Consider the following 11,608-nt stretch of genomic DNA (forward strand, 5'->3'; position numbering starts at 1 on the left):
TCCGCTATTGTATACATAACGTATCCATAAGCCTTGGGAGAGCGACCCGTGACAAAACCCTTCCCGATGAACGCCTGGTACGCCGCGGCCTGGGACGCCGACGTTAAGCCGGCGCTGTTGCCGCGGACGATCTGCGGCAAGCATGTCGTGATGTACCGCAAGGCCGATGGCTCGGTGGCCGCGCTGGAGGATGCCTGCTGGCACCGCCTGGTGCCGCTGTCCAAGGGCCGGCTGGAAGGCGACACCGTCGTCTGCGGCTATCACGGCCTGAAATACAATTCGCAGGGGCGCTGCACCTTCATGCCCTCGCAGGAGACCATCAATCCGTCGGCCTGCGTCCGCGCTTATCCCGTGGTCGAGCGTCATCGTTACATCTGGCTCTGGATGGGCGATCCCGCGCTGGCCGATCCCGCGCTGGTGCCGGACATGCACTGGAATCACGATCCGGCCTGGGCCGGCGACGGTAAGACCATCCGCGTCAATTGCGACTACCGCCTCGTGCTCGACAATCTCATGGACCTTACCCACGAGACTTTCGTGCACGGCTCCTCGATTGGGAACGACGCGGTCGCCGAGGCGCCGTTCGACGTCACCCATGGCGAGAAGACGGTGACGGTGACGCGCTGGATGCGCGGCATCGAGGCGCCGCCGTTCTGGGCCAAGCAGCTCGGCAAGCCCGGCCTCGTCGACCGCTGGCAGATCATCCGCTTCGAAGCCCCGTGCACGATCGCGATCGATGTCGGCGTGGCGCCGACAGGCACGGGCGCGCCGGAAGGCGACCGCTCGCAGGGCGTCAACGGTTTCGTGCTCAACACCATCACGCCGGAGACCGAGAAGACCTGCCACTATTTCTGGGCGTTCGTCCGCAACTATCAGATCGGCGAGCAGCGCATCACCACCGAGATCCGCGAGGGTGTCTCCGGGATCTTCCACGAGGACGAGCTGATCCTCGAGGCGCAGCAGCGCGCCATGGACGAGAACCCCGATCGGATCTTCTACAACCTCAACATCGACGCCGGTGCGATGTGGACGCGCAAGCTGATCGATAGGATGGTGGCGAAGGAAAGCGCGCCGCAGCAGCTCCAGGCCGCGGAGTAGGCCAGGTGAAGCCAGCGCCCGAGCGAGAGGTCGACCGCTCCGTCTCGCAGACCGTGAAGGCGCAGCTCGCGCTGCGCGACCAGATCCTGTCGGGTCGCTTACGGCCCGGCGAGCGCATCTCCGAGCTCCAGGCGGTGGAGACGACCGGCGCCTCGCGCACGCCGGTGCGCATGGCGCTGGTGCGGCTCGAGGAGGAAGGCCTGCTGGAGGCGATTCCCTCCGGCGGCTTCATGGTGAAGGCGTTTTCCGAACGCGACATCTCCGATTCCATCGAGCTGCGTGGCACGCTCGAAGGGCTCGCCGCGCGCTTCGCAGCCGAGCGCGGCGTTTCCGCACGCGAGCTCGAGCCGCTGAAGGAGTGCCTTGCCGCAATTGACGAATTGCTGCGCCAGGTGCCGATCTCGGTCGACGCGTTCTCATCCTATGTCACGCTGAACGCGCGCTTCCACGCACTGCTCACGGAATTGTCGCGCAGCCCGCCGCTGATCCGGCAGATCGACCGCGCTTCGGCGCTGCCGTTCGCCTCGCCCAGCGGTTTCGTGATGGCGCAATCGGCGCTGCCCGAGGCGCAGCAGATTCTGATCATCGGGCAGGAGCACCATCGCGTCGTGATCGACGCCATCGAGAACCGCGAAGGCGCCCGCGCCGAAGCCGTGATGCGCGAGCACGCGCGGCTCGCGGTGCGAAACTTGCGGCTTGCGCTGCGCAACCGCACCCATCTCGACCTTTTGCCGGCGCTCGCGCTGATCAGGACCGCAACCGACTAGGGCAATCGCCATGCGCTTCATCGAAACCTGGATTCCGGCAACGCTGGTCGCGACGCGCGATCTTGCGCCGGGCATCCGCGAATTCCTGATCCTGCCGGATCAGTTCGACGGCACAGCCTATCCGGTCGGCAGCCACATCAATATCAGCGTGACCATCGACGGCCTGCCGGAGACGCGATCCTATTCGCTGGTCGGCGAGGCGTCCTCGCGCGGTTTCAGGATCGCGGTGCGTCGCGCCGAGGATTCCCGCGGCGGCTCGCGCTATATGTGGCAGCTCGCACCCGGCGCTCGGCTCGACATCACCCGGCCGGCTTCGCTGCTCGCGGTCGACTGGACGCGCGAAAACTATTGCCTGATCGCCGGCGGCATCGGCATCACGCCGATCCTTGGTGCCGCACAGGCGCTGGCGCGTCGCGGCGCTGACGTCACGCTGCATTATGCCGTGCGCTCGCGCACCGATGCCGCCTATCTCGACGATCTCGCCAAAATGCTCGGTGAGCGCCTGGTCGTTCACGCGAGCGAGGAGGGCCGGCGGCTCGACCTCGATGCGCTGTTCGGATCATTGCCGCAAGGTGCGCTGGCGCTGTTCTGCGGCCCGATGCGGATGTTGGATGCCGCGCGCCACGCCTGGATCGGCGCCGGCCATCCGCTTCCCGATCTCCGCTACGAGACCTTCGGCTCCAGCGGCACGCTGCCGACCGAGACGTTTCGCGTGCGCCTGAAGGGGACCGATGTCGAGCTCGAAATCCCGCGCGAGCGCTCGATGCTTGATGTGCTCAATGCCAGCGGCCACGACGTGATGTACGATTGCAAGCGCGGCGAATGCGGCCTGTGCGCCATCGACGTGGTCGAGGTCGACGGCGAGATCGATCATCGCGACGTCTTCTTCAGCGATCACCAGAAGCAAAGCAACCAGAAGATCTGCGCCTGCGTCTCCCGCGCCCGCGGCACCATCACCGTGGACACGCTGCTGCGGGCGGACGCGGTCTGACCGGGGCTGGAAGGCGTACTCGGAAAACGCGATCAGCCTGAGCGCATCGGCTCTCCTCTCGGGAACGGATGGGCGCAGGTCGTCCTGGCGAGGCAGCTAAGGGCGGCGACGAAGCGGGCTTCGTTTGCAGCGCCAATGGGCCGGCAAGAGCACTTCGTGCGGTCCGCCAATCATGATAGGCTTGCTCTCGGCAATAAAAGTGTTCAGCCGGTCTTGGACAGCAAGGGTGGAGATTCAGCTATGAAATCCAATTCTGTCTCGCTGGCAGTCGATGCGTTCGCCACAGGGCGAGCTGACGCGCTGATTTTGATCGGCCGCATTCTCCTCGCGTGGGTATTCGTCGGAAGCGCGTATGGAGCAATATCCAACTTCAGCGGCTCTGTGGGTTATTTCAGGTCCCTGAACCTTCCAGCAGCTGAGCTGTTCACGATGACGAACATCGTACTGGAAGTATTGATATCCGTCGGTTTGATATTGGGCGTCGGTACGCGCTACTGCGCAATTCTGACATTTGTGTTCGTATTGGCGGCAACGGCTATTGCGCACCGCTACTGGGAGTATCCCGCGGGTGCGCAGCAGATCGGTCAATACAACCACTTCTTGAAGAATGTCTCGATCATGGGAGGCGCGATGTTGATCTTCGTCACCGGGGCGGGCCGGTTCAGTTTCGATCGGGCATCGTAGCCGAGATCACTTCAAGTCGGGCTTGAAAGCTTCCTCTATCGCGCGGCGGATGCTCTTTGAGAGCTGCTTCAGGGTCTTGCTCACGAGGGCGAAGAGAAGCATCAACCATGTCGCAAGCGCGGCACACCACAGCACGACTTCAAATATCTCAGGCATGATGATGCCCCTCAAAATAATTACTTTGAAATGAGGCAAGTGTTGCTTAATGGGGCCGACACGGCAAGCCGTCTTGAGAGTGGTAGCGCGCCGAAACACTCGGAAACGTTCTCAAAACAGCGGGCAGACTTAGGTCAGGGATGCAGACCAACCCTATGACCGCGAAGACTGGCGCGGGATGCAGAACTGCCTGGCAGTGATTCATTTGCAAAGGGCGGCTTGAAGAAATTCTGCCTTGCGCGAGTCTGCTTCACCGCTGGAAGCGGACCTCCTCACATTTGCGAGTATATGCCCTACGCTGCGTAGGTCGCCCGCAGCTTCTTCGTGTCCAGCAGCGCCAGCACGCCGTCGGCCGACACCGGCCGGCTGATCAGATAGCCCTGCGCTTCGTCGCAACCGAACTGGCGCAGAAATTCGAGCTGGTCGGCGGTCTCGACGCCTTCCGCAACCACGCCGATGCGCAGGTCTCGCGCAAGCGAGATCACCGACTTCACGATCGCGGCGCAGTCGGGCTGCATCAGCATGTCGCGGATGAAGGACTGGTCGATCTTGATACGGCTGAACGGCAGCTTGCGCAGATAGGTCAGGGAGGAGAAGCCGGTGCCGAAATCGTCCAGCGCCACCGTGATGCCGAGCTCGAGCAGCGCGTTCAGGATTGACGCCGCGGAGCCGTATTTCGACAGCAGCATCGATTCCGTGATCTCGATCTCGAGCCGGTGCGGGGCGACCTTCGCGTCCGCGAGCGCCTGCACGATGGTCTGGAGGATGCCGGTGCTGTGAAACTGCGCGGCGGAGAAGTTCACGGCGACCCTGATGTCTTCCGGCCAGTCCGAAAGCGTCGCACAGGCACGCCGGATCACCCATTCGCCGATCTCGTGGATCAGCCCGGTCTCCTCTGCGATCGGGATGAATTCGCTCGGCGGCACTAGTCCGCGCCGGGGATGCTGCCAGCGCAGCAGCGCCTCGAAGCCGGTGATGCGGTTCTCGCCGAGATCGAGGAACGGCTGGAACACCAGGAACAGCTCGTCCCTGGCGATGGCGCCTTCGAGGTCCGCTTGCAGCGCCTTGCGATCGCGTGACACCCTGTCATCGGCTTCCTCGAAGAAGCAGACCGTGCCGGGACCTGCCTTCTTGGCGCGATACAGTGCGGCGTCGGCATTCTTCATGATGTCGAGCTGCGTGGTGCCGTCGCGCGGCGCCAGCACGATGCCGACGCTGGTCGCGCCGGCGATCTGGCGGCCCTCGATCTGGAACGGTTCGTCGAAGGCCGCGACGAAGCGTTCGGCGATCTCGAGCGCATCCTCGGGCCGCGCCAGATTGGCCATCACCAGCGCGAACTCGTCGCCGCCGATTCGCGCGACGTGCTCGGCCGCGCGCGTGCAACGTTGTAGCCGGCTTGCGACCTGGACCAGGAATTCGTCGCCGGCGGGGTGGCCGAACTTGTCGTTGACCTCCTTGAAACGGTCGAGGTCGAGCAGGAGCACCGCGAATTCCTCGCCGGACAGGGCCATCCGCCGCAGCGCGGCTTCGAGCGTCTCGTTGAAGGCGAAGCGGTTGGGCAACAGCGTGAGGGGATCCTGCCGGACCGTGCGCTCGGCCTCGATCTGCCGGATCACGCGCCGCGCGAACGCGAATGAATTGACGAACACCGCACGCAGCAGCACGCTGCCGTAAACCACCACCAGGATGGCCATCAGCACATAGGCGGGATCGCCGTCGCGGCCGAGGCAGATGGCGATGCCGACGAAGATGGGGCTGGTGAAGGCGATGGCCGCAATCGGGATCGTGGCGAAGGCCAGCGCGCCGCCGGCCAGCATTCCCGAGCAAAGGCAGGTGATCACGAGCTGGCCGCCGGTCGCGGCATTCGCGAAGAAGGCGACCGGGACGATGCCCCAGGCAACGCCGAGCACGAAGGCGTTGCGCACCAGCCGATGCATGGCCCGGCGCGAAACGAATTGCGGTTTTGTGATCCGGCGCGAGGCGTGGGATTGCAGGCCGAACGCAATCGCGGCGCCGGCCACGATCGCGGCCCAGGCCAACGCAAACTTCCAGTCCGGCGAATGCCAGAGCGCGATGGCGAGCACGGCCGCGTTGCAGGCATTGGCAAGCATGATGCCGACGGAGTAGCCGAGCACCAGTGACATCTGATCGGCGCGGATATGTCCGGCGACGGCTTCGTCGGTTGCAGGACCGCCAAAGGCCGACAGATCGCCGGCGAACAGCCGCGCGAAATAGCTGGTCGTTTGAGTCCGCATTCCAGGGCCTAACAGCATGGGCCGTTTGTCCGGCTCGATCAGGAGGATTCGCTGCAAACCTTTGACGAAATATGAATTATCCCCGCTGGCCACGATCGCCATGGCCACTTCTGCGTGTTCAAGCGAGGGTATCGATAACAAATCGATACAAATGCGGCGCCCCGCGTTACGGTTGTAACAGTGGGCCGATCGCAGAACGCGCTCGGCCTTCATGGTTCGAGACGCGCCGCAAGGCGGCGCTCCTCACCATGAGGGTGTAAGATGTTGCCGCGGAGCAGACCTCATCCTGAGGAGCCCGCTGAGGGCGGGCGTCTCGAAGGATGGCCGCGAGGAGGCTGCCAGCCCGCTCTGTTGCCAAATGTGCCGAACGTCACCGCCCGAGCTGCTTCGGATCATAATAGAACCGTTCTTCGATCAGCTGATCGCCCTGCCAGGTCTGCCACGCGATCTCATCCAGCGTTCGGACGACGCCTTCGGCATTGGTGAAGCTGAACCGCCAGCGTGTCGCGACGTGATCGCCGTCGATCAGGCTCGGCCCGATGCGGACGGCCTTGACCTCCCTGGAGGCCGCGAGCACGCCGCGCTCCTTGGCGACGAGCTTGTCGCGGCCGACTGTCGGGGCGGCGTTGTTCTCATAGGTCGCGGCATCGGACGTGTAGTACTGCTCGATCGCTTCGACAAACTCCCCATCCTCCAATCGCTTCGCAAAAGCTTCGACGACGTCACGGCTCGGCATGGCGCACCTCACGATTAAAACCGACTGATGGTCGGTAAATACTGACCGGTAGTCGAAAAGTCAACTGGCCGGGTGCGACGAATTGGACTAGACGGGAGCCATGGCAAAGCAGGCGGAGCGGCGGGCGGCGACATCGGAGGCGATCCTGACGGCGGCGCGCCGCCTGTTCGGGACGCAGGGCTTTGCCGCGACCACCATGGACGACATCGCGGCGGCCGCGGGCGTCGCCAAGGGCGCGGTCTATCATCACTTCAAGACCAAGGAGGCGGTGTTCGAAGCGGTGTTCGATGCTGTCTCGCGCGATCTCGTCGCCGAGATCGACCGCACCGCGCGCGCCGAGAAGGACGTCCTCGCCGCGATGGTCGCCGGCACCCAGCATTACTTTGCGGCGACCGCCAAGGGGCCGACCGGCCAGATCATCCTGCGCGACGGCCCCGCCGTGCTCGGCTGGGAGCGCTGGCGCGAGATCGACGCGCAGCATTTTGGCGGTAAGATGCCGCGCGCGCTGTCGGCGGCGATGGAGGCCGGCCTCATCGCAAAGCAACCGGTCGCGCCGCTGGCGCGGCTGCTGCTCGGCGCGGTGACGGAGGCGGCGGTCGCCTGCGCCGGGCGCACGGATATCGCAAGGGCAGGGGCGGAATATGCCCGTGCGTTCAAGTCACTGGTCGAGGCGCTGCGTCTACGCGCATGATTGTGCTAGTGACGAACCGGAAACGCCCACCAACAAGAAGAACAGTAGCGCATGAACGCAAATTCTTCCCTCGCGCCGTCGGATCCTGAGTTCGACTACATCATCGTCGGCGCCGGCTCTGCCGGCTGCGTGCTCGCCAACAGGCTCTCGGCGAACGGCAAGCACAGCGTACTGCTGCTCGAGGCGGGATCTAAGGATTCCAACATCTGGATCCACGTGCCGCTCGGCTACGGAAAACTGTTCAAGGAGAAGACCGTCAACTGGATGTACCAGACCGAGCCGGAGCCCGAATTGAAGGGGCGCCAGGTGTTCCAGCCGCGCGGCAAGACGCTGGGCGGATCGAGCTCGATCAACGGCCTGCTTTATGTCCGCGGCCAGCACGAGGATTACGATCGCTGGCGCCAGCACGGCAACACCGGCTGGGGCTATGACGACGTGCTGCCCTATTTCAAGAAGGCCGAGAACCAGGCGCGCGGCGCCGATCAATATCACGGCAGCGGCGGCCCGCTGCCGGTGTCCAACATGGTCGTGACCGATCCGCTGTCGAAGGCCTTCATGGAAGCCGCGGTCGAGACCGGTCTGCCCTACAATCCCGATTTCAACGGCGCCACGCAGGAGGGCGTCGGCCTGTTCCAGACCACGACGCGCAACGGCCGCCGTGCCTCGACGGCGGTGGCCTATCTTGGACCCGCGAAGACGCGCAGCAATCTCAAGGTCGAGACCGAGGCGCTCGGCCAGCGCGTGCTGTTCGAGGGACGCCGCGCGGTCGGCGTCGAATATCGGCAAGGCACAACCGTGCGCCGGGCCCGCGCGCGCAAGGAGGTCGTGCTGTCGAGCGGCGCCTACAACTCGCCGCAGCTCCTTCAGCTCTCCGGCGTCGGCCCTGCCGATCTCTTGCGCAAGCACGGCATCGATGTCGTGCTGGACGCGCCGGGCGTCGGCCACGATCTCCAGGACCACATGCAGGTCCGCATCGTGATGCGCTGCTCGCAGAAGATCACGCTCAACGACACCGTCAATAATCCGTTCCGCCGCACGCTGGCCGGCGCGCGCTATGCGCTGTTCCGGAAGGGCTGGCTGACCATCGCGGCCGGCACCGCGGGCGCGTTCTTCAAGACCAGTCCGCGTCTGGCCTCGCCCGACATCCAGGTGCATTTCCTGCCGTTCTCGACCGACAAGATGGGGGAGAAGCTGCATGATTTTTCCGGGTTCACGGCGTCGGTGTGCCAGCTCCGGCCCGAAAGCCGCGGGACCTTGCGCATCAAAAGTGCGGACCCGACCGTGCCGCCGGAGATCCGCGTCAACTACATGTCGACCGAGACCGACCGCACCACCAATGTCGAAGGCCTGAAGATCCTGCGCAAGATCCTGAATGCGCCGGCGCTGAAGCCGTTCGTGGTCAGCGAGTACGATCCCGGCGCGAAGGTATCCACGGATGGAGAGCTGCTCGATTATTGCCGCGAGCGCGGCAGCACCATCTACCATCCGACCTCGACCTGTCGTATGGGCAATGACGCGCTGGCGGTGGTGGACCAGCGGCTGAAGGTGAGGGGGCTCGAAGGCCTTCGCATCGTCGACGGTTCGATCATGCCGGACCTCGTGTCGGGGAATACCAACGCGCCGATCATCATGATCGCCGAAAAGGCCTCCGACATGATATTGGAGGACGCGCGCTAAATTCGCGCGTTGAAAGGATTAGGACTTGGCTACGCGATTCAAGATCGGCACACGCAAGAGCGCGATGGCGCTGGCACAGACGGAAGAGATTGCGCGCCGCCTGACCGCCGCCATACCCGATCTCGATGTCGAGATCGTCAAGTTCGACACCACGGGCGATCTCGACCAGACCAGCAAGCTGCTGCCGCATGGCGGCAAGGGCGGCGCCTTCGTGGCGCAGATCCGCGCTGCCGTGCTCTCCGGCGAATTGCAGGCCGCGATGCATTCGCTGAAGGACATGCCCGGCAATGAGGACACGCCCGGCCTCGTCATCGGCGCTACGCTATCGCGCGATCCCCCGAGTGACGCACTGGTGTTGCGCGATGGCGTGACGCTGGAAGCGCTGCGCCAGTCCCGCGGCAAGGGTTTCAAGATCGGCACCAACGCCGTGCGTCGCGCCGCCTATGCGCGGCGGCTGTTTCCCGATGTCGAAGTGATCCACTTCCGCGGCGCCGCCGACACCCGCGTGCGCAAACTCGACAATGGCGAGAAGCAGAAGTTGCCGGATGGTGGCGCGGTGGGGCCGGCGGATGCGCTGATCATGGCGCGTTCCGGCCTCGACCGCGTCGACCTCTCGCACCGTATCGCCTATGAATTCTCCGCGGCGGAGATGCTGCCCGCGGCAGGGCAGGGCATCGTCGCGGTGGAATGCGCGGCTCAGGACTGGCAGACGCGGCAGATCCTGGCATCGATCGACGATCCCTCTGCGCACGCTTCTGCCGATGCCGAGCGCGAGGTGCTGTGGGTGCTCAACGGCCATTGCAATTCGCCGGTGGCGGGTTTTTCGACCATCGCAGGCGATCAGATGTCGCTGACGGCGTCCGTGCTCGACCTCTCCGGCAACACCATCATCGAAGCCTCGCACACCGGCCCCGCCAACCGCCCGCGCGAGCTCGGCCGTGCGGTGGGACTGGATCTGCTGACGAAGGGCGCCGCCGAGATCATCGAGCGCAGCCGGCCGCGCTAAATTTTGAGAGCGCAGTACGTGCAGCACCCGCCATTGCGAGCGTAGCGAAGCAATCCAGGCTGTCACCGCGGAGAGATTCTGGATTGCTTCGCTGCGCTCGCAATGACGACGCGGAGCCTTAGCCCCGCACGCGCTTCAGCATCTGCTCGACATGGGCGATCGGCGTTTCCGGCTGGATGCCGTGACCGAGATTGAAAATGAAGCGCCCTTGGGCAAAGTTCGCCAGCACGTCGTCCACCGCGCGGTCGAGCGCCGCGCCGCCCGTGATCAGCACCAGCGGATCGAGATTGCCCTGCACCGCGACGCGGCTCTGCACGCGCTCGCGGATGAAGGCGGGCTCGGCGGTCCAGTCGATGCTGACGGCATTCACGCCGGTCGCCTCGACATAGCCAGGCAATTGCGCGCCGGCGCCGCGCGGAAAACCGATGATCTTCGCATCGGGCACTTTTGCGCGCACGCCTTCGACGATGCGCCGGGTCGGCTCGACCGACCAGCGCGCGAACTCGGCCGGCGGAAGCACGCCGGCCCAGGTGTCGAAGATTTGCAAGGCACCGGCACCGGCCGCGAGCTGTGCCAGCAGATACTCGATCGAATTCTCCACGAGCACGTCAATGATTTTCGCAAACGCCTCCGGATGCCGGTAGGCCATCATCCGCGCGGGCGCCTGGTCGGGCGTGCCCTGGCCTGCGACCATGTAGGTCGCCACCGTCCACGGCGCTCCGCAGAAGCCGATCAGTGCGGTCTTGGGATCGAGCGCACCGCGCACGATTCTGAGCGCCTCGAACACCGGCTTGAGCTTGCCGAAGTCGGCGTGCGCGGCGAGTGTCGCGACTTTTGCGGGATCATCCAACGGCTCCAGCCGCGGACCCTCGCCAACCTCGAACCGCACGGAACGGCCGAGCGCATAGGGGATCACCAGGATGTCGGAGAAGATGATCGCTGCATCGAAGCCGAACCTGCGGATCGGCTGCAGCGTCACTTCGGCGGCAAGCTCCGGGTTGAAGCAGAGATCGAGGAAGCCGCCGGCCTTGGCCCGCACCTCGCGATATTCCGGCAGATAGCGCCCGGCCTGCCGCATCATCCACATGGGCGGGGTAGCCTGGCGCTGGCCGGAGAGCACGTCGATGAAGGGCTTTGTCGCAGACTGGGGCACGGACGGTCCTATCAAGATTGAGGTTCCTGATACACTGCCGGAAGCCGGAGCGGAACAGTGGAACCAGCGCAAATGCACCGAGTTGACCTCCCAATCGAGGAGGACTCCATGGCTGAGACATTCAATCCCGCGCCGCACGACAAGCACGCTGATGATCTTGGCAAGGCGCTGGCCGCCGATCGCCATACCAAGCTTGAAGCCGGGCTGGAGGACAGTTTCCCTGCGTCCGATCCGGTCAGCGCTGCGCAGCCGACACCGTCGAAGGCCGATGCGGACGCCGACAGTCCCTCGCTCTGGGACAAGGTTAAGTCGATCTTCAGCTAAGGCCGACGTTCAGCGAGCGCCGGGGCGCTCGGTTTCCGATAGGGTCGCTAACGCATTGTTAGCGATCCAG

Annotated in this window: 12 protein-coding genes; 8 read left to right on the top strand and 4 right to left on the bottom strand. The window is 64.7% G+C overall.

Annotated elements, in window-relative coordinates; all coding sequences use genetic code 11:
• The first annotated feature begins 48 nt into the window (after positions 1–48).
• The 4 genes from ABIB95_RS39240 to ABIB95_RS39255 all read left to right on the top strand — a co-directional run bounded on the left by ABIB95_RS39240 (position 49) and on the right by ABIB95_RS39255 (position 3,540).
• Positions 49–1,098 carry an aromatic ring-hydroxylating dioxygenase subunit alpha gene (locus ABIB95_RS39240; RefSeq protein ID WP_354247943.1) on the top strand — a complete coding sequence of 350 codons (1,050 nt, stop codon included), beginning with the start codon at positions 49–51 and terminating at the stop codon, positions 1,096–1,098.
• Between the two features lie 5 nt (positions 1,099–1,103).
• On the top strand, positions 1,104–1,865 hold the full coding sequence (locus tag ABIB95_RS39245) for a GntR family transcriptional regulator (RefSeq protein WP_063979735.1): 762 nt from the start codon (positions 1,104–1,106) through the stop codon (positions 1,863–1,865).
• Between the two features lie 10 nt (positions 1,866–1,875).
• Positions 1,876–2,856, top strand: coding sequence for a PDR/VanB family oxidoreductase (locus tag ABIB95_RS39250; RefSeq protein WP_354247946.1), 981 nt, complete (start codon positions 1,876–1,878; stop codon positions 2,854–2,856).
• 240 nt (positions 2,857–3,096) lie between these two features.
• The gene (locus ABIB95_RS39255; RefSeq protein ID WP_354247949.1) at positions 3,097–3,540 is read left to right on the top strand and encodes a DoxX family protein; all 444 of its coding nucleotides are present in this window, start codon (positions 3,097–3,099) and stop codon (positions 3,538–3,540) included.
• A 6-nt stretch (positions 3,541–3,546) separates the two neighbouring features.
• On the opposite strand, the gene ABIB95_RS39260 is transcribed toward ABIB95_RS39255, so the two are convergent.
• The 3 genes from ABIB95_RS39260 to ABIB95_RS39270 form a co-directional block, all read right to left on the bottom strand.
• Positions 3,547–3,696 carry a hypothetical protein gene (locus ABIB95_RS39260; protein ID WP_166084486.1) on the bottom strand — a complete coding sequence of 50 codons (150 nt, stop codon included), beginning with the start codon at positions 3,694–3,696 and terminating at the stop codon, positions 3,547–3,549.
• 293 nt (positions 3,697–3,989) lie between these two features.
• On the bottom strand, positions 3,990–5,951 hold the full coding sequence (locus ABIB95_RS39265; RefSeq protein ID WP_354247951.1) for a putative bifunctional diguanylate cyclase/phosphodiesterase: 1,962 nt from the start codon (positions 5,949–5,951) through the stop codon (positions 3,990–3,992).
• 370 nt (positions 5,952–6,321) lie between these two features.
• A complete protein-coding gene (locus ABIB95_RS39270) occupies positions 6,322–6,687 on the bottom strand; it encodes a nuclear transport factor 2 family protein (protein WP_354247954.1) in 366 nt (121 codons plus the stop codon).
• Positions 6,688–6,787: 100 nt separating this feature from the next.
• Between ABIB95_RS39270 and ABIB95_RS39275 the strand changes: the two genes are divergently transcribed.
• Genes ABIB95_RS39275 through hemC form a run of 3 tightly spaced genes read left to right on the top strand, consistent with a single transcriptional unit; the run spans position 6,788 to position 10,061 of the window.
• Positions 6,788–7,378 carry a TetR/AcrR family transcriptional regulator gene (locus ABIB95_RS39275; RefSeq protein WP_354247956.1) on the top strand — a complete coding sequence of 197 codons (591 nt, stop codon included), beginning with the start codon at positions 6,788–6,790 and terminating at the stop codon, positions 7,376–7,378.
• 51 nt (positions 7,379–7,429) lie between these two features.
• Positions 7,430–9,055: a GMC family oxidoreductase gene (locus ABIB95_RS39280; protein WP_354247959.1), complete on the top strand. Its 1,626-nt coding sequence runs from the start codon at positions 7,430–7,432 to the stop codon at positions 9,053–9,055.
• A 25-nt stretch (positions 9,056–9,080) separates the two neighbouring features.
• Positions 9,081–10,061: a hydroxymethylbilane synthase gene (gene hemC, locus ABIB95_RS39285; RefSeq protein WP_354247962.1), complete on the top strand. Its 981-nt coding sequence runs from the start codon at positions 9,081–9,083 to the stop codon at positions 10,059–10,061.
• A 118-nt stretch (positions 10,062–10,179) separates the two neighbouring features.
• Here the strand turns inward: hemC and hemE are convergent, their stop codons facing one another.
• Positions 10,180–11,214: a uroporphyrinogen decarboxylase gene (gene hemE / locus ABIB95_RS39290; protein ID WP_354247966.1), complete on the bottom strand. Its 1,035-nt coding sequence runs from the start codon at positions 11,212–11,214 to the stop codon at positions 10,180–10,182.
• 108 nt (positions 11,215–11,322) lie between these two features.
• Between hemE and ABIB95_RS39295 the strand changes: the two genes are divergently transcribed.
• Positions 11,323–11,538, top strand: a complete 216-nt coding sequence (locus ABIB95_RS39295; protein WP_014497480.1) for a hypothetical protein — start codon at positions 11,323–11,325, stop codon at positions 11,536–11,538.
• Positions 11,539–11,608 lie beyond the last annotated feature (70 nt).

The organism is Bradyrhizobium sp. LA2.1 (assembly GCF_040547725.1).
GTDB lineage: Bacteria > Pseudomonadota > Alphaproteobacteria > Rhizobiales > Xanthobacteraceae > Bradyrhizobium > Bradyrhizobium barranii.